General features: G+C 62.6%; 25 protein-coding genes. 10 read left to right on the top strand and 15 right to left on the bottom strand.

The window, feature by feature from the left end:
* The 4 genes from M9H71_RS11815 to M9H71_RS11800 form a co-directional block, all read right to left on the bottom strand.
* Positions 1-876 carry a branched-chain amino acid ABC transporter permease gene (locus M9H71_RS11815; RefSeq protein ID WP_455405203.1) on the bottom strand — a complete coding sequence of 292 codons (876 nt, stop codon included), beginning with the start codon at positions 874-876 and terminating at the stop codon, positions 1-3.
* A gap of 39 nt (positions 877-915) precedes the next feature.
* Positions 916-1,662, bottom strand: a complete 747-nt coding sequence (locus M9H71_RS11810; RefSeq protein ID WP_455405202.1) for an ABC transporter ATP-binding protein — start codon at positions 1,660-1,662, stop codon at positions 916-918.
* A complete protein-coding gene (locus tag M9H71_RS11805) occupies positions 1,655-2,410 on the bottom strand; it encodes an ABC transporter ATP-binding protein (protein ID WP_455405201.1) in 756 nt (251 codons plus the stop codon). The genes M9H71_RS11810 and M9H71_RS11805 overlap by 8 nt, the downstream gene beginning before the upstream one ends.
* A 223-nt stretch (positions 2,411-2,633) precedes the next feature.
* Complete coding sequence (locus M9H71_RS11800; protein ID WP_455405200.1) at positions 2,634-2,981, bottom strand: ArsC family reductase; 348 nt, start codon at positions 2,979-2,981, stop codon at positions 2,634-2,636.
* A gap of 182 nt (positions 2,982-3,163) precedes the next feature.
* Between M9H71_RS11800 and M9H71_RS11795 the strand changes: the two genes are divergently transcribed.
* Together M9H71_RS11795 and M9H71_RS11790 are read left to right on the top strand one after the other, a co-directional pair.
* A complete protein-coding gene (locus M9H71_RS11795) occupies positions 3,164-4,642 on the top strand; it encodes a pyruvate kinase (protein WP_455405199.1) in 1,479 nt (492 codons plus the stop codon).
* A 207-nt stretch (positions 4,643-4,849) separates the two neighbouring features.
* The gene (locus tag M9H71_RS11790; protein WP_455405198.1) at positions 4,850-6,652 is read left to right on the top strand and encodes an NAD(P)-binding domain-containing protein; all 1,803 of its coding nucleotides are present in this window, start codon (positions 4,850-4,852) and stop codon (positions 6,650-6,652) included.
* Between the two features lie 47 nt (positions 6,653-6,699).
* Here the strand turns inward: M9H71_RS11790 and M9H71_RS11785 are convergent, their stop codons facing one another.
* The 3 genes from M9H71_RS11785 to M9H71_RS11775 form a co-directional block, all read right to left on the bottom strand.
* The gene (locus M9H71_RS11785) at positions 6,700-7,260 is read right to left on the bottom strand and encodes a flavin reductase family protein (RefSeq protein ID WP_455405197.1); all 561 of its coding nucleotides are present in this window, start codon (positions 7,258-7,260) and stop codon (positions 6,700-6,702) included.
* Between the two features lie 74 nt (positions 7,261-7,334).
* Positions 7,335-7,778, bottom strand: a complete 444-nt coding sequence (locus M9H71_RS11780; RefSeq protein ID WP_455405196.1) for a hypothetical protein — start codon at positions 7,776-7,778, stop codon at positions 7,335-7,337.
* Between the two features lie 221 nt (positions 7,779-7,999).
* Positions 8,000-8,896, bottom strand: a complete 897-nt coding sequence (locus M9H71_RS11775) for an SDR family oxidoreductase (protein WP_455405195.1) — start codon at positions 8,894-8,896, stop codon at positions 8,000-8,002.
* A gap of 106 nt (positions 8,897-9,002) precedes the next feature.
* Here M9H71_RS11775 and M9H71_RS11770 point away from each other — a divergent pair, with 106 nt between their 5' ends.
* Positions 9,003-9,896, top strand: a complete 894-nt coding sequence (locus M9H71_RS11770; RefSeq protein ID WP_455405194.1) for a LysR family transcriptional regulator — start codon at positions 9,003-9,005, stop codon at positions 9,894-9,896.
* Positions 9,897-9,932: 36 nt separating this feature from the next.
* Here M9H71_RS11770 and M9H71_RS11765 read toward each other — a convergent pair whose 3' ends face one another.
* The gene (locus M9H71_RS11765; protein ID WP_455405193.1) at positions 9,933-10,577 is read right to left on the bottom strand and encodes a glutathione S-transferase family protein; all 645 of its coding nucleotides are present in this window, start codon (positions 10,575-10,577) and stop codon (positions 9,933-9,935) included.
* Positions 10,578-10,661: 84 nt separating this feature from the next.
* On the opposite strand from M9H71_RS11765, the gene M9H71_RS11760 reads away from it, so the two are divergent.
* Positions 10,662-11,642: a helix-turn-helix transcriptional regulator gene (locus tag M9H71_RS11760; RefSeq protein ID WP_455405192.1), complete on the top strand. Its 981-nt coding sequence runs from the start codon at positions 10,662-10,664 to the stop codon at positions 11,640-11,642.
* 140 nt (positions 11,643-11,782) lie between these two features.
* On the opposite strand, the gene M9H71_RS11755 is transcribed toward M9H71_RS11760, so the two are convergent.
* Complete coding sequence (locus M9H71_RS11755) at positions 11,783-12,670, bottom strand: LysR substrate-binding domain-containing protein (RefSeq protein WP_455405191.1); 888 nt, start codon at positions 12,668-12,670, stop codon at positions 11,783-11,785.
* Between the two features lie 116 nt (positions 12,671-12,786).
* Here M9H71_RS11755 and M9H71_RS11750 point away from each other — a divergent pair, with 116 nt between their 5' ends.
* The 3 genes from M9H71_RS11750 to M9H71_RS11740 all read left to right on the top strand — a co-directional run bounded on the left by M9H71_RS11750 (position 12,787) and on the right by M9H71_RS11740 (position 15,117).
* Positions 12,787-13,116 (top strand): nuclear transport factor 2 family protein, encoded by a 330-nt coding sequence (locus tag M9H71_RS11750; RefSeq protein ID WP_455405190.1) that lies wholly within the window; start codon positions 12,787-12,789, stop codon positions 13,114-13,116.
* A 470-nt stretch (positions 13,117-13,586) separates the two neighbouring features.
* A complete protein-coding gene (locus M9H71_RS11745) occupies positions 13,587-14,378 on the top strand; it encodes a phytanoyl-CoA dioxygenase family protein (protein ID WP_455405189.1) in 792 nt (263 codons plus the stop codon).
* A 175-nt stretch (positions 14,379-14,553) separates the two neighbouring features.
* Entirely contained in the window at positions 14,554-15,117 is a 564-nt protein-coding gene (locus M9H71_RS11740; protein WP_455405188.1) for an AAA family ATPase, read from the top strand.
* Between the two features lie 72 nt (positions 15,118-15,189).
* Here M9H71_RS11740 and M9H71_RS11735 read toward each other — a convergent pair whose 3' ends face one another.
* Together M9H71_RS11735 and M9H71_RS11730 are read right to left on the bottom strand one after the other, a co-directional pair.
* A complete protein-coding gene (locus M9H71_RS11735; RefSeq protein WP_455405187.1) occupies positions 15,190-15,594 on the bottom strand; it encodes a hypothetical protein in 405 nt (134 codons plus the stop codon).
* A 30-nt stretch (positions 15,595-15,624) separates the two neighbouring features.
* Positions 15,625-16,020 carry a hypothetical protein gene (locus M9H71_RS11730; RefSeq protein ID WP_455405186.1) on the bottom strand — a complete coding sequence of 132 codons (396 nt, stop codon included), beginning with the start codon at positions 16,018-16,020 and terminating at the stop codon, positions 15,625-15,627.
* Positions 16,021-16,173: 153 nt separating this feature from the next.
* Between M9H71_RS11730 and M9H71_RS11725 the strand changes: the two genes are divergently transcribed.
* Entirely contained in the window at positions 16,174-16,962 is a 789-nt protein-coding gene (locus M9H71_RS11725; RefSeq protein WP_455405185.1) for an AraC family transcriptional regulator, read from the top strand.
* 199 nt (positions 16,963-17,161) lie between these two features.
* The gene (gene gltS, locus M9H71_RS11720; protein WP_455405184.1) at positions 17,162-18,358 is read left to right on the top strand and encodes a sodium/glutamate symporter; all 1,197 of its coding nucleotides are present in this window, start codon (positions 17,162-17,164) and stop codon (positions 18,356-18,358) included.
* A gap of 320 nt (positions 18,359-18,678) precedes the next feature.
* Here the strand turns inward: gltS and M9H71_RS11715 are convergent, their stop codons facing one another.
* The 4 genes from M9H71_RS11715 to M9H71_RS11700 form a co-directional block, all read right to left on the bottom strand.
* Positions 18,679-20,142, bottom strand: coding sequence for a caspase family protein (locus M9H71_RS11715; RefSeq protein WP_455405183.1), 1,464 nt, complete (start codon positions 20,140-20,142; stop codon positions 18,679-18,681).
* Between the two features lie 438 nt (positions 20,143-20,580).
* On the bottom strand, positions 20,581-22,545 hold the full coding sequence (locus M9H71_RS11710) for a DUF3732 domain-containing protein (protein ID WP_455405182.1): 1,965 nt from the start codon (positions 22,543-22,545) through the stop codon (positions 20,581-20,583).
* On the bottom strand, positions 22,545-23,054 hold the full coding sequence (locus tag M9H71_RS11705; protein ID WP_110781181.1) for a three component ABC system middle component: 510 nt from the start codon (positions 23,052-23,054) through the stop codon (positions 22,545-22,547). The genes M9H71_RS11710 and M9H71_RS11705 overlap by 1 nt, the downstream gene beginning before the upstream one ends.
* Positions 23,051-24,028: an ABC-three component system protein gene (locus M9H71_RS11700; protein ID WP_110781182.1), complete on the bottom strand. Its 978-nt coding sequence runs from the start codon at positions 24,026-24,028 to the stop codon at positions 23,051-23,053. The genes M9H71_RS11705 and M9H71_RS11700 overlap by 4 nt, the downstream gene beginning before the upstream one ends.
* Before the next feature lie 149 nt (positions 24,029-24,177).
* On the opposite strand from M9H71_RS11700, the gene M9H71_RS11695 reads away from it, so the two are divergent.
* Positions 24,178-25,287 carry an IS5 family transposase gene (locus tag M9H71_RS11695; RefSeq protein WP_455405181.1) on the top strand — a complete coding sequence of 370 codons (1,110 nt, stop codon included), beginning with the start codon at positions 24,178-24,180 and terminating at the stop codon, positions 25,285-25,287.
* Positions 25,288-25,726 lie beyond the last annotated feature (439 nt).

Raw genomic sequence — 25,726 nt, 5'->3', positions numbered from 1 at the left:
TCAGGTTGCCCGTCCGGTCAGGCCCGAGGGTTTCACAAGCAGCACAAGCACCATCAGCACGAACACCACGGTGTTGGATGCCTCGGGGTAGAAATATTTGGTCAACCCCTCGACGACGCCGAGAGCGAATCCGGTGATGACCGACCCCATGATCGATCCCATGCCGCCGATCACCACCACCGCGAACACCACGATGATCAGATCGGCGCCCATCAGCGGCCGAACCTGGTTGATCGGAGCCGACAGCACGCCGGCGAGTGCCGCCAGCCCGACGCCGAGGCCGTAGGTCAGCGTGATCATCCGCGGCACGTTGATGCCGAACGCGCGCACCAGTGTCGGGTTTTCGGTGGCAGCGCGAAGATTGGCGCCGAGCCGGGTCCGTTCGATCAGGAACCAGGTGAGCAGACACACCACCAGCGAGAACACCACCACCCAGCCGCGATACACCGGCAGATACATGAAGCCGAGATTGATCGCGCCACGAAGCTGCTCGGGGATCGCATAAGGCAGACCGGAAGATCCGAAATAGTTCTGGAACACCCCCTGGATGATCAGCGCGACACCGAAGGTGAGCAGCAAGCCGTAGAGATGATCGAGCCCAGACAGCCACTGCAGCAGCGTGCGCTCCATCACCATGCCGAACACGCCGACGATGATCGGGGCGAGCAGCAGCGCCCACCAATAGCCGAGGCCGGCGATGTTGAGCAGGAAGTAGGCGCAGAACGCGCCCATCATGTACAGCGCGCCGTGCGCGAAGTTGATGATGTTGAGCATGCCGAAAATCACGGCGAGGCCGAGGCTGAGCAGCGCGTAGAACGAGCCGTTGATTAGGCCGACCAGAAGTTGCGCCAACAGAGCGGGGACGTTGATATCCATCTTGCTCTCAGTCTTTCGTGGATTCCACCAGTCCCGCCGTCAGACGCCGAGATAGGTATGGAGCTTGTCCATGTTGGCTTCGAGCTCGGAAGTGGCGAAGCCGTCGATGATCTTGCCGTGCTCGACCACGTAGTAGCGGTCGGCCACCGTGGCGGCGAAGCGGAAATTCTGCTCCACCAGAAGAATGGTGAAGCCCTGCTTCTTCAGCCGCGCGATGGTGTGGCCGATCTGTTGGATGATCACTGGCGCGAGCCCCTCGGTCGGCTCGTCGAGCATCAGGAAACGGGCGCCGGTGCGCAGGATTCGCGCGATCGCCAGCATCTGCTGCTCGCCGCCCGAGAGCTTGGTGCCCTGACTCTTCAGCCGTTCGCGCAGGTTCGGGAACAGCTCGAAGATCTGGTCGAGCGACAGCCCGCCCGGCCGAACCTGCGGCGGCAGCATCAGGTTTTCGCGAACGTCGAGGCTGGCGAAGATTCCGCGTTCCTCTGGACAGAACGCGATGCCGCGACGGGCGATCTTGTCCGATGACGCGCGGCCGATATCGGTCCCGTCGAACGTGACGCTGCCGCTGCGCTTGGCGACGATGCCCATGACCGACTTCAGCGTGGTGGTCTTGCCGGCGCCGTTGCGGCCGAGCAGCGTCACCACCTCGCCCTCGCGGACCTCGAAATTCATCCCGTGCAGAATGTGGGATTCGCCGTACCACGCTTGCAGGTCGCGCACGCTCAGCAGTGCCGCGCCTGCGGCCGACGATGCGGGCCGCTGCAATGTCGTCGCCTCAACCATGACCCGCTCCGAGATAGGCTTCCTTGACCCGCGGGTCCTGCGTGAGGTCGGCGTAGTTGCCTTCCGCCAGTACCTGACCGCGGGTCAGCACGGTGATCACATCCGACAGATTGGCGACTACGCTCAAATTGTGCTCGACCATCAGGATCGTGTACTTCGCCGAGATCCGCTTGATCAGCGTGGCGATCTTGTCGATGTCCTCGTGGCCCATGCCGGCCATCGGCTCGTCGAGCAGCATCATTTCCGGATCGAGCGCCAGCGTGGTGGCGATCTCCAGCGCGCGCTTGCGGCCGTAGGCCATCTCCACCGCCGGTGTGTCGGCGAATTCGCTCAGGCCGACGTCGTCGAGCAGCTCGCGCGCGCGCTGGTTGTACTTGTCGAGCACGCTCTTGGAGCGCCAGAAGTCGAACGACGAGCCGTGCTGCCGCTGCAGCGCGACCCGAACGTTCTCCAACGCAGTCAGATGCGGGAACACCGCCGAGATCTGGAACGAACGCACCAGACCGAGCCGCGCGACGTCGGCCGGAGCCATCGCGGTGATGTCCCGTCCCTTGTACATAATCTGCCCCGCGGACGGCCGCAGGAACTTGGTGAGCAGATTGAAACACGTAGTCTTACCGGCCCCGTTAGGGCCGATCAGCGCGTGAATGTGACCACGGCGGACCCGCAGATTGACGTCCCGCACGGCAAAGAAGCCGGCGAATTCTTTGGTCAACCCGTTGGTTTCGAGGATGATGTCATCGGCCAAGCAAATTCCCCCCATCGACCGCGCGCGGTGCCGACGCGCTCGACCGATGTCTCCTTTTTGGAACCGGTGCTCGAAGCGCCTCGATCGGCGCTCGGCCCGATTTTTCTGATCCGACTATGCAGCTATTCGCGAGCCTTGTGCAAGATGCAAAGCTGGGCAGCGTTTGCGGGCGGTCGCACCTGGGGGAAACTCCCGGCGGTGACGTGCCGACGGGTGCTCACGATCAGTCGAACAGCTCTGCGTAAGCTTCGGGACGAAAACCGACCAGCAGCTTGCGGCCGTGCTCCAGCACCGGGCGCTTGATCATCGACGGCTGCGCCAGCATCAGCGCGATCGCCTTGGCTTCCGAAAGATCCGCTTTGTCCGTCTCGGGGAGCTTGCGGAAGGTTGTGCCGGCGCGGTTGAGCAGCGTTTCCCAGCCGGCCTGCTTCGCCCAGCGTTCCAGATGCGCCTGATCGATTCCCGCGGCCTTGTAGTCGTGGAACGTGTAGGCGACGCCGTGGCCGTCGAGCCAGGCCCGAGCCTTCTTCATGGTGTCGCAGTTCTTGATGCCAAAGAGGGTGATGGGCACGCGCAGGCTCCGCAAAGGTCAGCAAACGAGTCGCATTCAGGCTGGGGCACACTCACGCGTCAAGCGCTTCAGAAGAAAGTCTGAGGCAGCGCAGCATGGCCTGTCACATCGGTTTCATCCAGCGCTCCTAGAGCGGGTGGGATGCGGCCTTCCGGGCCGCCTGAACCCGCGGGATGCCAGCGATGCCAACCGACATTCTCCGTCTCAAGCACAAGCTCGACACGCTGATCACGGAGATCGAGACCGACAGCCGGGCGCGCATCGCCGGCTGGGCGGATCAGATCCATCGCCCTGGGTTCGGCCAAAGCGCTGCGAATCTCGCGCACTACTTGGCGCTGCGTCATCATGATCTGCGCCCGCTGCAGCATTCGTTGATGGCGCTGGGGCTGTCGTCGCTCGGCCGGCTCGAAAGCCGGGTGATGCCGACGCTGCTCGCGGTGCGCGCCACACTGGCGGCGCTGGCAGGCGAGCCGGACATGCTGCGACCATCGTCGAAGCAGTTCTTCGCCGGCGAGCATGATCTAGCTACCCGCAGCGCCGAATTGTTCGGGCCGCTGTCCGGCGCCCGCCGCTCCGCCCTGCTGGTCACCTGCCCGAGCGAAGCCGCCGACGATGCGACCTTCATGCTGCGGCTCGCCGAGCGCGGAGTCGAGGCGGTGCGGATCAATTGCGCCCACGACGATGCCGCCGCCTGGCAGCGGATGATCAATCATCTGCACGTCGCCGAGGAAGCCACCGGCCGGCGGATGAAGGTGCTGATGGATATCGCCGGACCGAAGATCCGCACCGGCGCCGCGCGCACGCCCGACGGCCGCGACCGCATCGTCACCGGCGATCTGGTGGCGATCGTGGCGCAGGGCGAATTCGAGCGGATCGATCTCGACGAAGAGCACTTCGCGGTGGAATGCACCCTGCCCGATCCGCTGACGCGCGCCGCGGTTGGCGCCCGGGTGTTCGTCGACGACGGCAAGCTTTGCGTCCGGATCGAGCGCAAGACCGCCTGGGGTCTGCTCGGCCGCGTCACCGCCACCGCCGACACCGGCTTCCGGCTGAAGCCGGAAAAAGGCCTGAACTTCCCGGATACGCCGCTCGACATCCCTGCGCTCACCGCCAAGGACCGCGCCGATCTCGATTTCGTCGCGGCCCATGCCGACGGCGTCGAATTCTCGTTCGTGCAGTCAGTCGATGACGTCAAGATGCTGCAGGCGGCACTCGCCGAACGCCGGCCCGACGACTGGCACAAGCTGTCGCTGGTCTTGAAGATCGAGACGCCGGATGCGGTCGCGCACCTGCCGGACATCCTGGTCCAGGCGGCCGGCCGGCAGCCGACCGCGGTGATGATCGCGCGCGGCGATCTGGCGGTGGAGATCGGCTTTGCCCGGCTTGCCGAGATGCAGGAGGAGATCCTGTGGATCGGCGAGGCCGCCCATGTGCCGGTGATCTGGGCCACCCAGGTCCTCGAGCATCTGGTGAAGAAAGGCACTCCGTCGCGCGGCGAGATGACCGATGCCGCGATGGCAGCGCGCGCCGAATGCGTGATGCTGAACAAGGGCCCCTATCTGTTCAAGGCGATCACCGAGCTCGATACCCTGCTCGGCCGGATGGCCGACCATCAGCACAAGAAGACGCCGCAGCTCCGGCGGCTGCAGAGCTGGGGCTGAGCGCCCCGCGCCGCAAGCGCGCTCGCCGATCCTCTTCCGATTCTCGCGCAATCAGGTTTGCGGCGCCCATGATGCGCCTGCGAACGCATGATCACGATTGCTGGACCGCACCGGCTTCGCCCTCGCCTCCCGGGCGGCCGATGTTAGGATCGTCGAACTAACAAGAGCGCCTATCGCGCCGCAACAAATCACGATGGGAGGACAAACATGCTCGACACCGCACCGAACGGCAAAGTCACCACGCTCCTCGGCCAGCTCGACGATGCGCTCAGCGCCGGCGACATCGACCGGGCGGTCGATCTGTTTCAGACCGACTGCTACTGGCGCGACCTCATCGCCTTCACCTGGAACATCAAGACCATGGAGGGTAAGGATCAGGTCCGCGACATGCTCGGCGCGCGGCTCGCCGACACCAAGCCGTCGCATTGGCGGATCGCCGATGGCGAGGACGCCGCCGAGGCCGACGGCATCGTCGAGTGCTTCATCCAGTTCGACACCGCGCTCGCCCGCGGCGTCGGCCATCTCCGCATCAAGGAGGGCCGGATCTGGACGCTGCTCACCACCATGGCCGAACTGAAGGGCTTCGAAGAGCCGCAAGGCTTTCAGCGTCCGATGGGTGTCAAGCACGGCGCCGATCCCAGCCGCAAGACCTGGAAGGAAGAACGCGACGCCGAGGCCGCCGAGCTCGGCATCACGCGACAGCCGTATTGCGTGATCATCGGCGGCGGCCAGGGCGGCATCGCGCTCGGCGCGCGGCTGCGCCAGCTCGGCGTGCCGACCATTATCATCGAGAAGAACGAGCGGCCCGGCGATAGCTGGCGCAAGCGCTACAAGTCGCTCTGCCTGCACGATCCGGTCTGGTACGACCACCTGCCCTATCTGCCGTTCCCGCCGAACTGGCCGGTGTTCGCGCCGAAAGACAAGATCGGCGACTGGCTGGAAATGTACACCAAGGTGATGGAGCTGAATTACTGGGGCTCCACCGTCTGCAAGCGCGCGTCCTATGACGAAGCCGCCAAGCAATGGACCGTGGTGGTCGAGCGCGACGGCCAGGAGATCACGCTGATGCCGAAGCAGCTGGTGCTCGCCACCGGGATGTCGGCCAAGCCGAACATGCCGACCTTCGAAGGCATGGACGTGTTCAAGGGCGATCAGCACCATTCCTCGCAGCATCCCGGTCCGGATGCGTGGGCCGGCAAGAAGGCGGTGGTGATCGGCTCGAACAATTCGGCGCACGATATCTGCGCGGCGCTATGGGAGGCCGGCGCCGATGTCACCATGGTGCAGCGCTCGTCGACCCACATCGTCAAGTCGAACTCGCTGATGGAGCTCGGGCTCGCGGGCCTCTACTCCGAGCAGGCGGTGCAGAACGGCATCACCACCGTCAAGGCCGACCTGATCTTCGCCTCGCTGCCGTACAAGATCCTGCACGAATTCCAGATCCCGATCTACAACGCGATCCGGGAGCGCGACGCCGAGTTCTACAAACGCCTGGAAGCCGCCGGCTTCATGCTCGACTATGGCGATGACGATTCCGGCCTGTTCATGAAGTATCTGCGCCGCGGCTCGGGCTACTACATCGACGTCGGCGCTTCCGAACTGGTCGCCGACGGCCGCATCAAGCTGAAGAGCGGCGTCGACGTTCAGCGCCTGACCGAGCACTCCGTGATCCTCAGCGACGGCACCGAGCTGCCCGCCGACCTCGTCGTCTACGCCACCGGCTATGGCTCGATGAACGGCTGGGCCGCCGACCTGATCTCGAAGGAGGTCGCCGACAAGGTCGGCAAGGTCTGGGGCCTCGGCTCCAACACCCGCAAAGACCCCGGTCCGTGGGAAGGCGAGCAGCGCAACATGTGGAAGCCGACCCAACAGGAAGGCTTGTGGTTCCACGGCGGCAATTTGCACCAGTCGCGGCACTACTCGCAGTTCCTGGCGCTGCAGCTGAAGGCCCGGATGGAGGGGCTCCCCACGCCGGTCTACGGCCTGCAGGAGGTGCATCACCAGGGCTGAGCGGGTACGCGATCAAATCTGCGGGCGCCAATCGTTTCGGCGTCCGCTCACAGCATCCCCGGCCGGAACAGCGATTTGCGGCTGATGGTCTTGCCGGCGACCATGAATACACCGTCACCGGTGTAGTGCAGCGTCTGCGGATGTTTCGGCCGGGGCGCGACATGCGCCTTCACGACTTCGAAGATGAAGAAGTTGTATTTGTCGACCAGCGCATCGTCGTGCAGCCGGCACTCGAACGCAGCGTGGCATTCGTCGATCAGCGGCGCGGCGACCGCCGTCGCCTTCTCCGCTGTCAGCCCGAAATGCGCGAATTTGTCGATCTCGGCGCCCGAGGTGTTGCCGATCCCGACCACGATGTCGGTCAGCGCGGTGGTCGGCAGGTTGACCACGCATTCGCCGGAGGCCCTGATCAGCTCGAACGAGTGGTTGCCGCTGGAGATCATCAGCCCGATCAACGACGGGGTGAATTCCAGCACGACATGCCAGCCGAGCGTCATAATGTTGTGCGCGCCGCGCCAGTGCGAACTCACCAACACGATCGGCCCCGGTTCGAGATAGCGGCGCACGCCCGAGACGGGAAAGTCGGTCTTGCGCGGATGTTGGATCATCGCCGCGTCCCCTTTGGTCCCGCCCGCTGGCCGCCTCGGAGCAGCAAACCGCTCCGGCCCAGGGCGAGCTCCGCTCACACCGTCATGTTCACGCCGCTCACTTCGCCCTGAGAGCGCTGCATGGTGTGAAGCGCGGTTTGCAGGCGGGCGAACAGATCAGAATCGTTGGTCTGCAGCGCCCGCTCCATGCCGCTGCGCACCGACTGCATGAAGTTGACCGGCTGCTTGTCGTCGGGCGCCATGGAAGAACCATCGACCGGCATGCTCACGGTCATGCTGATGAAGGTCGAGCTCTCGTCTAAGCTCATCTCGCTGCTGGCGATCTTGCTGTTGACCCAGTCGAATATCTGCTTGTGCGTCATCTGCGTGAAGTCGGTCTTCTGCACCCCGCGGCTGCCCGACTTGGTTGCCGACGTATTGTCGGCAGCGGTGGCCGCGGCCGACGCGTTGCCGGCCGCGCTGCCGCGCGACGGGGTCAACATAGAGGCCGCATACGACCCGATTCCAGAAATGCTCATGACGCGCCTTCAAACGTGCTTGGTCGAGCACGCTCAAAAGCAACACACGTGCCATCCCGGCGACGGCCGTTTTCGCAAACAGCCGCAGCGGATTGCGGCGCCACATCAGCGGCGGCGCTTGGCTTGATCTCGGCAAGTCTTGCCGCCTGCATGACGATCTTGCCGCCCTCACCGCCGTCGCCTCGCCGCTCCGGCAGCGAGGCGTCATTGGCGATGCGCGGCTAAGACTTGGCCGCTACGATCTGGCCGGTACGACTTGCCGCGACCTCGACAGCGAAGTCGCGATAGGAATGCAGCGGCCGTCCGAGCAGATCGGTCAGACGCCGAACGTCGCCGGCGTTCGGGACCATGCCGTCGCTGACATAGCGCTCGGCCATCAACCGCATTTCATAGGCCATCCACTTCGGCATGAAGGTGGCGAGGTTCTGCTCGAAACCGGTGGGGTCGTCGCCGCCATAGATCACCGGGCGCTTCAGCACGTCGGACCAGATCGCCGCGACGCCGGCGCCTGTCAGCGTGTCGGGGCCGACCAGGTTGATGGTTTCGATCGGCAGCTTGCCGGGCGCCTGGTCGCGGCGGATCAGCTCGATCGCTGCGACTTCGGCGATGTCACGCGCATCGACCATGGCGACACCCTTGCTGCCGATCGGCATCGGATAGATGCCGTGACCGAGGATCACATCCTTGATCATCAGATCATTGTCGATGAAGTAAGCGGGCCGCAGAACGGTGGCACCGAATCCCATCCCGGCAATCATCCGCTCGCCGCCGGACTTCACCGCGAAATGCGGCACGTTGACGAAGCGATCGGCGTGGATCACCGACTGATACACGATGCGCTCGATGCCCTGCTCGCGTGCGACATTCAGCGCGATCAGCGCCTGGGTGAATTCGTCGCCGGTCACCGCATTGAGTAGGAACAGCGTGTTCACGCCGGCGAACGCGGCACGCAGCGAGTCGAGATCGAGCAGGTCGCCCTTGGCGATCTCGACGCCCGCGGGAAGGTCGGCCTTGGCCGGGTCGCGCACCAGCGCGCGCACGCTGGCGCCGCGGGAGACGAGTTGCTGGACGAGATGCCGGCCGACACGGCCAGTGGCGCCGGTGACGAGGATGGTCATGGGATCGTTCCTTCGGTTGGGTTCTGAAGACCTCCTCAAAATGATCGATCCACATACGAGCCAATAGACGCTATATTTGAACACACCGTCTCACAGGTGGAACGATATGGACCTGCTGGCTCTTTCCGATTTCACACTGGTGGCCCGCCACGGCGGCTTCGGCCGCGCAGCTCGGGCAGCGGGGCGCCCGAAGGCCACATTGTCCCGCCGGGTCGCGGAGCTGGAAGCGGATCTCGCCTTGCGCCTGGTCGAGCGCGGCGGCCGCACGCTCAAGCTGACCGAGGAAGGCCGGGCGTTGTACGAGCGGGCCGGCCAGTTGCTGCTCGAACTCGAACACACCGCAGCGGCGATCGCGTCCGGGAGCAAGCAGCCGCGCGGCCGGCTGCGGATCAGCGCGCCGCTGCTGTTTTCGCAGACCGCGATGGGCAAGATCGCCGCCGGCTTCGCGCTGAGATATCCGGAAGTGCGGCTGGAAATCACCACCGAGGACCGGCCGGTCGACATGATCGAGGAAGGTTTCGACCTGGTGATCCGCGTCAACCCGGACCCCGATGACAGCCTGGTGGGGCGGATCTTCCTGCGCGACCGGCTGTTGGCCGTCGCCAGCTCGAGGGTGCCCCGCCCCGACCAAGGCCGCACCGCCCCTGCGGTCGTGCGCTCATCCGGCGACCGGCAGCCGTGGATCATCAAGACGGCGGCCGGCCGCTCGACCATCAGCATCGAACCTGTGCTCGCCGTCTCGTCGCTGATCATGGCGCGAGACGCCGTCCGCGCTGGCGTCGGTGCCGCCCGCCTGCCGCTATCGCTGGTCAGTCACGATCTTGCGGCCGGCACGCTGGCCTCCTGGGGCGATATCGACGCCCCGGAGATTACGCTGTGGACCCTCTACCCGTCGCGGCGATTACTGAGCACGCGGGTGTCGGCGTTTCTCGACTATCTGAAACAGTCGTTTCCATCGGGCACAGCCGACGAACTGGCGAGCTTCGTCGGCAGCTCGTAACTGGCGCGACATCCAGCGCGAGCGATCCGTGCCCGTTCAACCGCCGACCGCGGCAGCGTGCTCCGCTGCCATTGCGGCATCGGCCTGTTCGACCCGCTGAAACGCAGGCCGCGCGGCGATCCGCTCGGCGTAGCGCACGAAGACGTCTGTCTTCGGCACCAGGCCGAAATTCAGCGTCCAGTTCAATGCAATCCCCCACAGCACGTCCGCGGCGGTGTAGCATTCGCCGAGCAGATACGGCCCAGTCGCGAGCTGCGCTTCGAGCGCACCGAGCATGGTGTCATAGTCGGCATAGGGCGACATCGCGATCGGGCCCGGCTCGCGCTGCATGAACCTGTCGACCACCGCCGGCTCGAACGACGAGCCGTAATACGCAATCCAGCGCAAGTAAGGGCCACGCAGCGGATCATCCAGCGTCGGCGCGAGGCCCGCCTGCGGAAAAAGATCAGCGAGATAGATCGTGATGGCGACCTGCTCGGTCACCAGCGCGTCGCTGTAGCGGATCGCCGGCACCTTGCCGAGCGGATTGATCGCGAGATAGGCCGGCTGGCGCTGCTCGCCGGCCTTCATGTTGAGGACGTGAAGATCGTATGGCGCCCCCAATTCCTCGAGCAGCACGCGCGCGCCGGTGGCGCGGGTTTGCGGCGAATAGAACAGGGTGACGCGGTTGGGGCTGGTCATCTTGGGCTTCCTCGGCTGGACGGCGATGACCCCTGCTTACAACCCCATACCTGACATCTTGTGTCAGGTATGGTTCAATGAATCATGCGCGCGAGCCGGATGCTGTCGATCCTCACCACTCTGCAGGCCAAGGGCCGCGTCACCGCGCCGGAGCTGGCCGAAGCCTGCGAGGTGTCGGTACGCACGATCTATCGCGACATCGACGCGCTTTCAGCGTCCGGCGTGCCGGTCTATGCCGACCGCGGCGCGGACGGCGGCTACCGGCTGCTCGACGGCTATCGCGTGCGGCTGAACGGGCTGTCGCAGAGCGAAGCCGGTGCCCTGTTCCTCGCCGGCCTGCCCGGCCCCGCCGCCGCCCTCGGTCTCGACGCGGCGATGATCGCCGCGCAAAACAAGCTGATGGCCGCGCTGCCGGCGAATGTGCGCGCGGACGCCGGACGAATGCAGGAACGCTTTCACCTGGACGCGCCGGGCTGGTTCGTCGAGGCCGAAAAACCCGAGCATCTACGCGCCGTCGCTGCCGCGGTGTTGCGCGGGACGCTGATCGACATCCGCTACCAGAGCTGGCGCGCGCAGAAGCTCCGCCGGGTCGCCCCGCTCGGCCTGGTGCTGAAGGGCGGCAGCTGGTATCTCGCCGGACAGGCTGACGGCAGCGTCCGAACCTACCGGATCGCGCGCGTGCTCGACTGCACACCGCTCGACGATCGCTTCACGCGTCCGGCCGATTTCGATCTCGCAGCCTACTGGCAAAGCGCCACGCTGCGGATGGAAGCCGAGCTGCATCCCAACGTCGCGACCGTCCGGCTGTCCCCGCTCGGCTTGAAGTTGCTGAATGCTCTGAGCCAGCCCTATGTCCGATCCCACACAGAGTTCGATGACGTCACCGACGCCGACGGTTGGCGCATCGCCAAGATCCCGATCGGCAAAACCTCCTGGCACGCGGCCGCCGAACTACTTCGCCTTGGACCGGAGGCCGAAGTGCTGGAGCCGGCAGAGCTCCGCGTAACGATTGCGGAGATGACGCAGGCGATGGCGGAGCGATACGCGGCTGCACTCACATCGTGACGGTCTCGCCGCGGACTTCGCTTTGATCGCGCAGCATCATCGCCGAGGAGACGGCCGCCGGCGGCAAGGCGCGTCGCCAATCTCGTGGCCGGCTTTTTGGCCTTGTTGTCCGTCTTCAAGCGCCCGCGCCCAGGTCCGCTTCAAGCAATCTCCCGAGCGAGACTGATGAAAGCCCGGAACGCTGCCGAAGGATTCTTTCGGCTCGGATAATAGAGGCACAACGGCGCACCCGGCGGGGTCCAGTCCGTCAAGACCTGCACGAGGCGGCCAGCCGCGAGATCCTCGCGAACGTCCGGCTCCATGAAGAATCCGAACCCGCAGCCTTCGAGAACAGCAATTCGCGCAAGAGTGGCTTCATCGAGCGTAAGCGGTCCGGCAACATCGAGCTGGACGGATTGCCCGTCCTTCTCGAACTGCCACCGATAGAGCGCGCCATTGGGCAGACGAATCCGGATGCAGGGATGCTGCAACAGGTCGTGCGGTATACGCGGGACTTCCCGGCTGTTCAGAAATGCCTGTGTCGACACCACGGCGAAGCGGACAGGCCCCAACGGGACGGCGATGGTGTCGCTGGGCACGAAATCCGCGCTGCGGACGCCGAGATCGAAACCTTCTGCAAATACATCGATCAGCCGGCCCTCGGTGACGAGATCGATTTGAACCTGCGGATAGCGCCTGAGAAACTCAAGGATCAGGGGGGCGAGGATCTCGCGTGCGGCCGTGGCGAAGGCGTTGATCCTCAGCGTTCCAGACGGCGTTTCCTGCTGTGACCGAGCGACATGCATCGCGTCGTGAATGGCCGCCAGCGCCGGTCGGATTTGATCGACGAAGGTTCGGCCGGCGTCGGTCAGCGAGACGCTGCGGGTCGTCCGATTGAACAGGCGAACGCCGATTTCGCGCTCCAGCTTGCCGATGGCATTGCTGAGCGCGGTCGTGGACAGGCCAAGCTCGAGCGCCGCCGACCGGAAGGAGCCCCGCCGCACGATGGCCAGAACCGCCTCGAGCTCAATCAGGCCGGGCCGGGGCATTGTTCCGAAAATCGCAATGACACATCCCTCATTATCCCGATTATAGCAAACCATGTCTATTGCTAGGTGAATGTGCGTCGATGGAGCACGAACCGCTCCAGTGTCAGGAGACGAACATGGCCGTAGACCTACCAGCACCTGTCGCCGCCTATTTTGCAGCGGATCGTGGCCGGGATGCCGACGCTGTTGCCCGGTGCTTTGCCGAAGACGCCGTCGTGAAGGACGAGAACCGGGCTCATGTGGGACGCGAAGCGATCCGCCGGTGGAAGGCCGACACGTCGACCCAGTTCAGCTACACGGTAGCTCCGTTTCGGATCGACACCGTCGGTCACCGGATCGTCGTCACCAGCCAACTGACGGGCAACTTCCCGGGAAGCCCGATTGATCTGCGGTACTTCTTCGCCCTCGATGGCGACCGGATCTCAGAATTGGAGATCGTCCCGTAATCTGTTGTCTCACCCGCGACGGGCGTCGGCGAAGGCCGCCGCGCACAGGCCGACGACGTCCGGGGTGCAGCCATTACCCTGACGTCGCGGACCGGGAGCAGCACGGCGACGGTCTTTCGATCACGTCGTAAGGCCACCACCGACCGTGATAGGTGCGCTCAGTTGCTTGTCGCGCCCGCCCACCAGACGTGCGCTCCGCCGCACGACGATGGCGGGGCGATACGACAATCGCGATCACGCCAACCCAATACAAAGACGTAAAGATCGCCGCGTTTTGTGGTCTCTGAAATGGATCGAGCTTTGCCCCAGTGTCTTGCCTGCGAGGCCACGTATCGGTAGATTATCCGGACGATGATGTTCAAATTCACATTCTTTCCGCTGATCTGACGGCGCTCGTCGTCGCGGCACTTCTGTGCCTCCTGGATCATTAACGACCGTTCCCGAGTGGAGGTCGTGCGGAGATTTAATGAATGTCGGACCTACATCATTCCGATCTGAGCCGCGCTCAGATCGAGCATTTCATCGACCACGGATATCTCAAACTCACAGGTGCTTTCGATAACGAACTCGCTCGTCTGGGGCGGGATCAACTGTGGAACGCAATGAGCCTATCGCCAGATGCACCGGAGGCTTGGAAACAGCCGGTCGTTCGTCTTGGCTTCATGACTGGCAGGCCTTTTGTCGATGCCGCGAACACGCCGATCCTCCACCGCGCATATGACGCTCTGGTGGGCGCTGGACGCTGGCTGAGGCCAAACGGGCTTGGGACGTTTCCCATCCGCTTTCCCTCTCCGGTCGATCCAGGCGATACGGGGTGGCACATCGACGTCAGCTTCGGGACCGATCATCCCGACTTCCTGCAATGGCGCGCCAACGTCAAGAGCAGCGGACGTGCTCTGCTGATGCTGTTCCTCTTCTCGGACATCGGAGAGAGTGATGCGCCTACCCGCATCCGCAGTGGCTCGCATCTGTCAGTAGCAAGGCAGTTGTTGCCGCATGGCGACCGAGGCCTCACCCTCGGTGAACTCGCTGCCGACAACTTCGCTTCGACCGAGAATTGCGATGTGGTGCTCGCCACCGGCGAGGCAGGAACGGTCTATCTTTGCCATCCCTTCCTCGTGCATTCGGCGCAACCGCATCGTGGGTTTCAGCCGCGCTTCATGGCTCACCCCCCGCTGCTACCAAAGGGTGAGTTCGACCCTTCGCTTCCAGCTTCACCCGTCCAGATCGCAATTCGTAAGGCGATCGGGATGATGGCCTAAGCTGAACGGGCCCGGGACATGACGACGTACCGGGCCCGCACGCGCGACGTCCAGGGCACGGGCCGTACCCCGTCGTGAGCCATGCCCCCCGCTCAGCGATCTTCGATGCGCTCCTCACGCCGCGTGACTTCGCTCTGATAGCGCCGCTTGAAACGGCAACACAGGAGTGTCAGGTTTGAACGGTGGACTTGTGGTGATCTCCGGCTGCTCCGGCGGCGGAAAATCCAGCCTGCTCGCCGAGTTAAAGGCGAGAGGACATCGCGTGGTCGAAGAGCCCGGCCGCCGCATCATTGCCGAGGAGACGGCTGTCGGTGGCAGCGCGCTGCCGTGGATTGATCTCGCCGCGTTCCTGCGCCGCGCGATCGCAATCGCAATCGCCGACCACGCGGCGGCAGCGACGAACACCGGCTGGACGTTCTTCGACCGCGGTCTGATCGATGCGGCAGCGGCGCTGCAGACCCTGACCGGCGACCAGATCCTGCATCCGCTGTTCACCGCGCACCGCTATCACCCCCGCATGTTCATGGCACCGCCCTGGCCCGAGATCTACGTCACCGACGACGACCGCCGCCACGGCTTCGACGCCGCCGTCGCCGAATATGACCGCCTCGCCGCAACCTATCCGGCGCTGGGCTACGACGTCGTGCCGCTCCCCAAGATCCCCACCGCAGCCCGCGCCGATTTCGTGCTGGGCGCGCTGGCGGAGAGCAAGGGCCAGGACATCACTGAGAGGCGATGACGCGATCCGGCCGCCGATTTCGGCACCGCGCGTGATCTAGCTCCAAACGAACAGCGCACCGCCGCGCATTCGTCAGGCAGCGTTCGGCCCGGCGCGATCCGACAGCAGTTTTCGCCCGTTCGCCATCGCCTCTTCGCGCGACGAGGCGAGCAGCATCGGGTAGCCCCAGAACTTCTGGAACGTGATGCCGAACGCCTTGAACGCGAGGCGCTTGGCGGCGCTCGGCTCGACGATGATCATGGCCAACACGAGCTTCCGCAGCTCGGCCTTGTGCTTCTTCATCCACAGCGACGTCCGCTTTCGTTCCGCCTGCGAATGCTCATGGTCTTCGCTCGGGGCGGAATCGGTCAGCACCACGAACGGCTCGCCGCGCTTCAGATTCTCTTCAAACGATGCGAAGTCCTCGTCATGGTCGTGACCGGGTGCGTCTGTGTAGCTCATCCACACGAAAGGGAAATTCGAGTTGTCCATCGGCATGGCTGGCTCCTTATCGGTCTGTCGTTCTGATCAGGCGGTCCGAAGCCGTCGCCACGACAGCGCGATTGCGACTGCGCCGGGAAGCGTGACGGCCCACAGCACCAAGACAACGAGATGGCCGCCATCGCGGATGCCATCGAACACGCCCGCGAGCGTGGTCAGCGCCACGAGAATCCCGCCGAAGATCAGCGACGCCCAATGGGCCGCGCGTCGCTCGATCAACGCCAGCAGAGCCGGGATCACCCAAGCACCGTAGAAGGCCGCGATCGTCCACACTTGCGCAGCGGTGAAGTTCAGCGGCGGCGGCGCCTCCTGCGCACCGGCATGCGCCAGGTAGGTGAAAATCTGAATCATGCCGTAGATCGTCACGCCGACCGCCGTGATCAGCCAAACGAGCGGAAGCCGGATTTGTCTGCTGTCGTCCATCACAGGTCCATCCATCCACGATCGGTCGGCGGTGGCGAGCCGCGTCAACCGGAGCCTGGCCTCGACGATAGAGCGACGCGCAATTGGCGTCATTGCGCAACCACGACATTGCATGTTTTAAACCGGCCAAATTCACTGTCGCAGCGAGCCCCCGTGGATCTGACTCTCCGAGGAGATTGGTCGTCGTATGTCGATGAGGTCCCGCGCGACCTCGTCGCAGCGAATGGTGTCGGCAGCCTCGAGAGCATCGAGCAATCCAAGCGGCACCGTCACGACAAGGCGCAGCTGCTGTATTCCGCCAGATGCGTCATCAACTGCGAGGTTGAAGACGGCGTCTGGATCGTGCCGCCGCAATGCGCCATCTGGATTCCCGGCGGTCTGCCGCATGCGGCCTTCGGCTCCGGCGAGGTGGAGTGCATCTGCCTTTTCGTCGCGCCGGATGCGGCCGCGGGCCTGCCGGTCACATGTTGCACGATCGCGATTTCGGATCTGCTGAGACATCTGCTGATCAGGGCCAGCGAGCTGCCGGAGCGCTACGACGTCGATGGACCGGACGGCCGCATCGTTGCGGTGATTCTCGATGAGCTCGCCAAAGCTCCCGTCGAGCAGCTCTGCCTTCCGATCCCCTCCGATCCCCGGCTGAAGCAACTCGCCGAGCTGTTGGTGTCATCGCCGGCGGACCATGCGACCGTTGCGGAATGGGCCGGCCGGGTCGCGCTCAGCGAGCGCAGTCTCAGCCGCATGTTGATGGACGAGATCGGCATGAGTTTCGGCCACTGGCGTCGCCAGCTCCACGTCATCCTCGCGCTGCGGCGGCTGAGCGCGGGCGAGACGGTCCAGACCGTCGCTCTCGACCTCGGCTACGAAAGCGCCAGCAGTTTCGTGACGATGTTTCGCAAGATGGTCGGCAAGCCGCCGATCCGCTATCTCGTGGAACGGTAGACAAGCGTTCCTCTTCCGAGGTCAGACTCGCCGCCCAAACCACGCTTTCGCCGGCATACGCACATCGCGGTGTCCCGCGCCCGCCCCTCCCGATGACTGCCAACCGCGCGCGTTGAGCGAACAGCCCTTTTAAAACCCTGTCCGCAGTGATGGCAAAACTGCCGTGCCTGCCTGGTCCCCATTGGAATCCGAAAAGCCTATGGAAATCGATGCCTTCTATACGTTCACGATCGCCGTCATCCTGCTTCTGACCGGCAAGATCGCGACACTGAACGCGCCGCTGCTGCGCAAATACTCCATTCCCGAGCCGGTCATCGGTGGGTTCCTGTGCACAGCGGTTGTTGCCCTCAGCTACACGCTTCTTGATCGGCAGCTCACCTTCGATCTCGCGATGCGCGACTTTCTGCTTCTGTTGTTTTTTGCGGGCATAGGCCTGAAGGCCGAGGTCAAGATGCTTCTGGCCGGCGGCCGGCCGCTGGTCATCCTGCTTTCGCTCGCTGTCGTCCTCATGCTGATCCAGAACTTCGCCGGCATGGGGATGGCTTCGCTGTTCGGACTGGAAGCCAAGGCCGGACTGATGGTGGGCTCGATCTCGCTGACCGGCGGCATCGGTACGACGCTCGCCTGGGCACCGACATTCACCGAGCGGCTCGGCATCAGCAACGCCATGGAATTGGGTGTTGCGGCCAATACGGTCGGGCTGATAGCGGCCTGCATGATCGGCGGCCCCGTGGCCGCCTTCCTGATGAAGCGTCACAACGTCGCCGCCACCGACGACCCCGAACTCGCCATCGGCGTTTCCAACGACGGCCGTCAGCCCAAGCTCGACTACTTCTGCATCCTTTGGGCCGTGCTGGCTTTGAACCTCGCCATCATCCTCGGGCTCGGCATTCATGATGCGCTGACACGCACAGGCCTGAACCTGCCCGCCTTCGTGAGCTGCCTGATGGCCGGAATCCTGATCCGCAACCTCATGCCCATCGCTGTGAGCTCGCGCGTCCAGAGACTTTGGCCCGGCGTGGACGACGGACTGACCCTGGTATCCGACCTCGCCCTCGGCCTGTTCCTGACCATGGCGTTGATGGGGCTTCAGCTCTGGCAACTCAATGGCGTCTTCACCTTCGTCGCCTCGGCCCTTGTCGTGCAGATCGTCCTGGCCGTCATCTTCACCATATCGATCGTATTCCGGTTTATGGGGAAGGACTACGAGGCTGTGGTGATCTCGGCGGGCTTCGGCGGAATAGCGCTGGGCTCGACGGCCACCGCCATTGCCAACATGACAGCGGTCACCCAGCAATACGGCGCCGCCCACCGCGCCTTCATCGTCGTGCCGCTGGTGTGCGGCTTCTTCATCGACATCGTCAACGCCCTGATCATCTCCGCCTTTGTGGGTTGAGAGAGAGCGACATCGTGCTTCGGGCATCCTTCGGGGGGCTCTTTCGGCGACCATCCGAGGGGCTTCGAGCAGACCATGGCGAGCATCATGCCGAACTGGAGCGCCTACGAAATGCGCCTGATGGCCGAACGCTACGTCAGCGATGGCATGATCCCGGAGGCCGGAGATGTCGAGCGGTTGCCAACCTGCTGAACCGGCCCCGGCATACGGATCGGGGATTTGCGGCGAAGATCGTGTTGGCGGGGTGAGCGGCGGCTGGCGCTACCGGGATGGATTGGATCCGGTTCGGATTTCCGGACCGGAGCCGGGAACAAGAATGGTTAGTTTCCAGTATCCACAGCGTCTTCAGCTAACCAACGGGCCTTCAGCGACTCTTCTACAAACATCACGAATGCGCTACAGATTTGAGCGACAAGCCCCTGAATCCCCACGACATCCTTTAGCAGAACATCGCCTGTTGACCATTGCAGCTCACCGACGCGCTCGGCACTCTCCCAATCCACATATTCAAAATATGAGAAAGCCCAAAACAATTTCAAATAAGATCGAGACATGAGAGGAACTACGTAACACTCTTCAGGCGCCAGGTTTGGTAGCTTAGGTAAGAGCCGAATGCTTAGAAAATGGAACGGCATATCAGTCGTATAATCGACTCCGACAATGACTTGCCTTTCCGCATCCACATAGCTGACCTGATCCTCTCCAAGTACCCCTGAAAGCCCCGTAAGACCCAGAAGAGGATTTTTTGCGACGCGCTTTCTATAGCGCTCCATTCGCCTCAAGGGCCGAGCAAAAAACTTACGATCGCCCCCTTTGTCCAGCCACGCCCCTACCGCCACGGCATCCGGAGGAGAGGACAGACTCTCCTCAATTCGAAGACCAAACAACTCCTGCAGCTCGGCTGGCAACTGATAAGATTTTAGGATCGATTGAACGCGAGCGACAGACTCAAACGCCTCCTCTCGCGAACAATAATTCTTCGCCTCCTCTTTTAGTCGGGAGACAAGGCTCTTGTACGGATTGCTCGCATCCATCAACTCGGCAGAAACTTGCTCTTCCTGAACAAACTCCTTCAACGCATCCTTCAGCTCCTGAGAAACCTCACAGAACACCTCTGTAAAATCAGCCTGGGTTACAAATAGCGGAGTCTGGAAGTTCATCCCCTCAAAAGCATCTGAAACATAAGACATCACATCCTTGTACCTAATCGTTCCTGAGGAGTGATCTAAGACGGCCTTGATAATCCCCTCAGTGAAGTACGAAATTTTCTCATTCTGATAGGAAAATTGGGCAGACTGTGACGAGAACAAGAAGTACAACTTCCTGAATTTCTTATCTGCCGCTTTCAGATACTCACTGATATCATCAACGCTCTTTATGTAACTCACTCCGGACTGACACGCGTCTACGATTTTCACGAAAAGGTTAGGCGACAATGCCCTTACAATGCCATCAAGCTCCGAATTCTCTAACGAAGTTTGACTCCGTTTCTTCGCTTGGAAGTCAGTCAATAAATAATAAAATTCATCTCCAAAGAATTCGCCGTGTCCAGTAAAATAGAAAAGAACTTCGTCGATCTCCTTTCCCTGATGAAGCTTAGCAAAATCAGCCAACTTCTCCTTGACAACCGCAGCAGTCGTGTCTGCGTCGATATGCAGTACATCGTCAAAACGGCCAGCGGATTTGAGTATCCGAGCCATTGCTAACCCGTCACGGCGACAGGCTGGCAGGTCCTTTTCACCACCGTAATCGCTAACGGCAACGACAATTCCTAGTCTCGCCATCCGCAGTAACTCCTCAAACTATCCTAAAACGCTATTCAATTGTGTCGTTCCCTCACTCCCACTCAATTGTTCAAAACCCACCTAACATACTGATTTATCGTGGTCTTTTCTTGTTCGGCCCGCAGAAAGCCGACCCATGGGCCGTCAAAATCCTACACTATTGATCTTAAAGGGAAAATCGCGCCTAAAAATTTTTGATGGCTTCACCATCTATCGAGATCAGACGCTTCTTGGGCCCAGCCTGCGGCGACGTGTATGGCTTCATCGCGCACGAAGAAAGTACCATCACCGCCACATAGCATAACGCATTGTGCGAGCATTGCCTATTGCGTAGCTAGACCGTCCGATCTCGATGTTATCGCGCAACTCCAGGAGCACGATCTCGACGGCCGGCACCCCCGATTCGGCCGATCAGGATTCTCCAAAGCAGTTCCGAGATCATTCCTCTTCAAGCCAATCGAATGGCACCAACGCGCGGTCGCGCCATTCCTCGGCCAAAATGACGTTGGGCAAATCGCCCCATACATCCTCGTCGGCATGGTCGAGCACGATGACCTGCAACCGATCCCGCGCAGCCGTTACCTGCTCGCCCAGAAGTGCGAAGACTTTTCGCACAGCGACTACATCGTCATCACGCCAAGTCACAGGGTCCGCGCCGGTATCTCCAGCGGTCCGCCGCGGAAAATAGACCTGACTGGGTTGATCGTAGATCAGGAGACCCGGCACGGGATGATGCGGAAGGTCAAGGAAGAAGACCTGGAGGGCGAGCGTCAGAGCGACGTGATAGGCCAGCCAGTTGGCGCCGCTGCCGATTTCCCATAGGTAGTCGTCGCGCGTGCCCCTGATGACCTTAACTGTGAGATCGGGGATCATGAGCCGTACCGGCGCATCGGGCCACTCCGCATCTAGGTGGGGTATCAGGCGTCCGGTCGTCGCCTCGATACTGTCGACTGCATTGCGGAGCTTTCGTGCGATTTCGGTCTCAGAAACCTTGCGCTGTAGCTCGGCGATCTGTGCCTTGAGCGCGTCAATTTCCTGCCGCAGGTCGGCGGACTGGTCGGTGCGGTCGTATAGCTCGAGCGCCTGTTCCAGACGGCCAAGGAAGCGCTCCATACGGTCAAACCGGTCGATGGCCTGCTTGGCTGCCTTCGAATCCCGCTCGAGCACGCCGATCTCTCGGCGGATCTCGTTGAGCCGGACGAGCTGCGTTTCTGCCGCCGCGCGGAGACGAAGCACTTCGCGGTCCAGCGTGTCGGACACACTCGGATGGGTCCTAAGCCGAACCTCAATCGAGGCGAGTGCGTCCGTGAGCTGGTCGATCTTCTGCTTGCCGCCGTTCGATATGAGCGCGACCGGCTCGCTCGCTTCAGCGTCCGTGGAAAGCTTTTGCAACCAGTCGGACAGCGCGAGGCGGTCGCGCTGAATACGGAGCGAGCTGCCGTAGATGTCGCTGCTTTCCAACAGGCGGCGCAGTTCGCTAAGACGCTGGCGATGCCGCGTCAGCTCGGTGGCAACCACGGTCTCTTCGGCTCGAAGCGCCTGGAGCCGATCGAGCGCGGTGTCGACACCGGCAAGGGTGGGATGCGCGGCATCTCCGTTAGCTTCGACGACTCTGCGGAGCAGATCGACGATTTCCGGCCAGTCCGTCGGGATAATCTGGTCGGCCGACAACAATCCGAATTCGATCGCCTGCCGGAGCCAGGATTGCGCCTCCATCCGCCATGCATTGGCGGCAGTCACCATAGCCTTTAGATCGTTCTCCCGCCGGCGCAGATTGCGCGACAGCCGGTCCAACTCATACCGGGCCTGCAGGATGTCCGCCGTCACCGCCTGTAGGATGTAGGGGAAGATTGTCTTGAGCTTCTCGCGGTGCTCGGTCGTATCGGCCTTGAAAAACATGACGTCGGGGTTGGCGACGATGTTTTGTGGCTGAAAGGTGAAGGCCATGAGATCGCGGAAGCTCGGCCGCGACTTGAAGTTCGAATCCGCCTCTGGCTCGAAATCGAGGTTGGTGAGACCCGCGAGCCGGTTGAGCATCGCTTTGACAACCTGCGTGGTAGTCCCTTTGTCCTCGATGTGTGCCGGGATTTCGACCTCGGCCCCCTCGATCATCACCATGTCGCTGGTGCTTTGCTTGTCGCCGGGTTCGCGCCGGGCCAGCAGCTTCTGCCCCTCGACCGTGTCGATGAGCACGCCGAACCAGCTACAATTCTCTCGGATAACACCGACCGGGATGGCGCATTTATCGGACGCCAAGCAGTAATCGATAATGGGGATCACGGCGGACTTGCCGGTCTTCGACGCGCCGCTAATAACGTTCACGACGCCCGGGTGGAACTCGACAATGCGTGGCTCGCCGTCGTGCCGGGGCCAGAGGATGAGTTTGCGCAGTTGAAAATACATTAGAAATCCACCCTCAGCGTCGAGGCCACCTGCGCTAGACCGAGCCTGGAGAACCAGTAGCCGAGCTTATCGGCTGCCGCCGCAAATCCCTTCAGTCGTTCGGGCAATCTCGGTTTGGCGGCGTTGAGAAGATCGAGCGGATATCCGCGGAGCTGGGCTGTGTCGTAATCGATCCGAACGAGCTTCGATGTCGCGGCCACGCCGATCGACTGAAGGCTGAGCGGCCGCAGTTGGATCGCGCGCCCATGAATGCCCATCAAGATTTCCCGCTCCTTTTCGAACTTCGCCGCGAACAGCGGCAGGCCTGACGCCTTTCGCGTTGATGCCACCTCATCGAACGTCTGCCGGTGCAGAAGCATCGGCAACACCAGGAACGCCAATGGGATCGGCGCCGCTTGGGCACCGTCTTCCTGATAGCCCAGCGTGAACTGCCAGATCAGATAAGCGCCGATCGCAGGATTCTGCACGATATCGAGTTCGGTGAGCCCTAAGGTGGATAAGGCCGTCATTCGCCATCCCCTTCCAGCAGCGTCAGATAATCGCCGTGCCAGCCAAGGCGACGACGATCGGCTAGGTCGTTGAAGCTGCCGTGAACGAAATGACTGGGAACCGCCCGCCCTTCGAGGGGGGCGACATGCTGAGCACACTGACGGTAAATCAGCCGGCCCTGGATCGCCGCCGACTTCTCTCCGTGCAGATCGGCGACGTCGCCTTTAGCAATGCCGTACTTCTTAAGGAGATCTTCGTCCCAACCGTCCAGGCTGCCGGAAAATATCTCGCCACGTTCGGCCCAATCGGCCTTGTCTGCCGAGGCGCGAAGATAGTCGCTGACGGCGCGAAGCCGGTCCTCTTCGGTCGCCTCGATGAGTTCGAGCTGCCGCACGAACACCGGCCGGGCCGCGGCGATGCCGGCGATCAGCGTGTCATCGGGCGACTCGCTGAGCGATGCCAGCAGGCCAGGCAGGTTGTTTTGGCGTATGAAGGCATGGAAATCGCGGCGGAAGGCTTCCGCATCGAGGATGGGCTTTTCGCCCCGCTGGATTAGTCGATCCATCGCCTGTTTCGCTTGGCCGATGCCGGAGCGGACGATGATGTCGATATGGGCCTCGGCAATCGACGGTCGAAGACGATCCCTGATGCTTTCCAGTGGATCGTCCGCCTCCGCCTCCAGTTCGAAATTCCGGAAGAGACCATGGCGATGGTCCTTGGGCGCATCGAGCAACGCCAACACCTTGGCCGCGCTAGCTGGCGGAGTCTTCTTCTTGTCGAGCTTCGCCTTGATGACGGCGAGTGTGGCATCAACCTCTTCGTCGGACGCGGCCGCGGAGAGCGCCTCCGCGAAGGCGCCTTTCTTCGCGGGCGTCACGTACAGCCGAAAAGTGGCGGATGCCGCCTGGCACTGCCCGGCATCAAGCATGACCCGCCAATTATCGAAGGCCTTCCAAAGGTCTTCGTCCCAGTCCGAAATGGGATTTTGCTTCAAGGCGCTCTTCGTCTGCTCAAGACAAACACTGCCATCGGCGTAATGGACTGAGACATCGTCTTGCAGCTCTAGCAGGCTGTTGAAAAAGCCCCTGGCGGCGGGTCTCTGGTCGTGATTCCCTTCGATACGGATGCTTCGAGAGGAAGACGATGCGTGGAAGCGACGAACGATCTGGGGCGTTGTTCAGCTATGTAGACCTGGAGGCTCGGGTTCGGCCCGACCATCCGCTGCGGACGATCCGGCTACTTGCCAATGCGGCGCTGGCTGACCTTTCAAGGGACTTCGACGCGCTCTACACGTCGTTCGGCCGCCCGTCGATCGCGCCGGAGCGGCTGTTGCGGGCGATGCTGCTGCAGGCGTTCTACGGCATCCGCTCGGAGCGGCAGTTGATGGAGCGGCTGGACTTCGACCTGTTGTTCCGTTGGTTCGTCGGCCTGGGCGTGGACGATGTGGTGTGGGACCACTCGACCTTCTCGAAGAACCGGGATCGGCTGCTCGAAGGCGAGATCGCGGCGAAGTTCCTGGCGGCGCTGCTCGCTCGGCCGGATGTCAAGCGTTTGCTGTCGAGCGAGCACTTCTCGGTCGACGGCACGCTGATCGAAGCGTGGGCGTCGATCAAGAGCTTCCGCCGCAAGGACGGCGACGACCAGGACAGCGACGGGCCGGGACGCAACGCCGAGCGCAGCTTCCACAAGGAAAAGCGCAGCAACGAGACGCATCAGAGCACGACCGATCCCGAGGCGCGGCTGTACAAGAAGGGCGACGGCCAACCGGCCAAGCTCTGCTACATCGGTCACACCTTGATGGAGAACCGCAATGGCCTCGCCATGCTGGGCGGCGTCAGCCAAGCCACCGGCACGGCAGAGCGGGATCAGGCGCTGGAACTGATCGACCGCCATCGCGGTGATAGCACGCGCCGGATCACGCTGGGAGCCGACAAGGCTTACGACGTCACCGACTTTGTCGGAGAGCTGAGAAACCGCTCGGTGACGCCGCATATCGCCATCGATGGGCATCTGAGCAAGACCGGCAAGCCACGCAAGACCGCGATCGACCGGCGGACGACGCGTCATCCCGGCTACGCGGTCAGCCAGCGCTGCCGCAAGCGGATCGAGGAAGTATTCGGCTGGATCAAGGCCTCCGCCGGCCTCGCCAAGGTCAAGTTGCGAGGCCGAGAACGGGTCGACGCCGCCTTCAACCTGGCATTGGCGGCCTACAATCTGATCCGCTTACCAAAACTACTGGGAGCAGCCGCGTGAGGCTCCGCGGCGCGAAGCCGAAACGCCGTCCGGAAAAGCCGACGCTCGGAACGCACAAGCCGACGCGGACACTCAATCCAACCAAAAACAGGACTTCTTCAACAGCCTGCTAGAGCAACCTTGGCACCTTTGGGCGCGGTGAGCAGGTGATAGAACGCCCGTACGGGCTGAAGCGCAAAGCCGAGATATTGCCCCGGAGCACTATGCTTCGTTGGTTTTATCTCGACGTTCAAAAAGTCATGCCCCACTTCTTAACTGCGCCCCCGCTCGGTCGGATATATAGATAGTTAAGCCATAGCACGTTCCGCACAAGTGAGTTGTCAGATTCCGCGCACGGAGCCCGGTTGAGGACATCAGCATTGGCGTGAAGCCGGATCGCCGGTCGCGTCCATGAGCTTCTTCAGGAATCACCGAGGATCTCCGATCCACAACGTTGTCG

This window comes from Rhodopseudomonas parapalustris (genome assembly GCF_053772255.1).
This window is presented reverse-complemented; position numbering and strand designations above follow the sequence as displayed.

Excerpts from the sequence above, each read along its gene's own strand:
- M9H71_RS11810 (WP_455405202.1), bottom strand. The coding sequence starts at position 1,662 with ATGGTTGAGGCGACGACATTGCAGCGGCCCGCATCGTCGGCCGCAGGC.
- M9H71_RS11770 (WP_455405194.1), top strand. The coding sequence starts at position 9,003 with ATGGACCTGCTGGCTCTTTCCGATTTCACACTGGTGGCCCGCCACGGC.
- M9H71_RS11765 (WP_455405193.1), bottom strand. The coding sequence starts at position 10,577 with ATGACCAGCCCCAACCGCGTCACCCTGTTCTATTCGCCGCAAACCCGC.
- M9H71_RS11790 (WP_455405198.1), top strand. The coding sequence starts at position 4,850 with ATGCTCGACACCGCACCGAACGGCAAAGTCACCACGCTCCTCGGCCAG.
- M9H71_RS11695 (WP_455405181.1), top strand. The coding sequence starts at position 24,178 with ATGCGTGGAAGCGACGAACGATCTGGGGCGTTGTTCAGCTATGTAGAC.
- gltS (WP_455405184.1), top strand. The coding sequence starts at position 17,162 with ATGGAAATCGATGCCTTCTATACGTTCACGATCGCCGTCATCCTGCTT.
- M9H71_RS11755 (WP_455405191.1), bottom strand. The coding sequence starts at position 12,670 with ATGCCCCGGCCCGGCCTGATTGAGCTCGAGGCGGTTCTGGCCATCGTG.
- M9H71_RS11710 (WP_455405182.1), bottom strand. The coding sequence starts at position 22,545 with ATGTATTTTCAACTGCGCAAACTCATCCTCTGGCCCCGGCACGACGGC.
- M9H71_RS11780 (WP_455405196.1), bottom strand. The coding sequence starts at position 7,778 with ATGAGCATTTCTGGAATCGGGTCGTATGCGGCCTCTATGTTGACCCCG.
- M9H71_RS11745 (WP_455405189.1), top strand. The coding sequence starts at position 13,587 with ATGTCGGACCTACATCATTCCGATCTGAGCCGCGCTCAGATCGAGCAT.
- M9H71_RS11785 (WP_455405197.1), bottom strand. The coding sequence starts at position 7,260 with ATGATCCAACATCCGCGCAAGACCGACTTTCCCGTCTCGGGCGTGCGC.
- M9H71_RS11775 (WP_455405195.1), bottom strand. The coding sequence starts at position 8,896 with ATGACCATCCTCGTCACCGGCGCCACTGGCCGTGTCGGCCGGCATCTC.
- M9H71_RS11705 (WP_110781181.1), bottom strand. The coding sequence starts at position 23,054 with ATGACGGCCTTATCCACCTTAGGGCTCACCGAACTCGATATCGTGCAG.
- M9H71_RS11795 (WP_455405199.1), top strand. The coding sequence starts at position 3,164 with ATGCCAACCGACATTCTCCGTCTCAAGCACAAGCTCGACACGCTGATC.
- M9H71_RS11735 (WP_455405187.1), bottom strand. The coding sequence starts at position 15,594 with ATGCCGATGGACAACTCGAATTTCCCTTTCGTGTGGATGAGCTACACA.
- M9H71_RS11715 (WP_455405183.1), bottom strand. The coding sequence starts at position 20,142 with ATGGCGAGACTAGGAATTGTCGTTGCCGTTAGCGATTACGGTGGTGAA.
- M9H71_RS11760 (WP_455405192.1), top strand. The coding sequence starts at position 10,662 with ATGCGCGCGAGCCGGATGCTGTCGATCCTCACCACTCTGCAGGCCAAG.
- M9H71_RS11730 (WP_455405186.1), bottom strand. The coding sequence starts at position 16,020 with ATGGACGACAGCAGACAAATCCGGCTTCCGCTCGTTTGGCTGATCACG.
- M9H71_RS11815 (WP_455405203.1), bottom strand. The coding sequence starts at position 876 with ATGGATATCAACGTCCCCGCTCTGTTGGCGCAACTTCTGGTCGGCCTA.
- M9H71_RS11750 (WP_455405190.1), top strand. The coding sequence starts at position 12,787 with ATGGCCGTAGACCTACCAGCACCTGTCGCCGCCTATTTTGCAGCGGAT.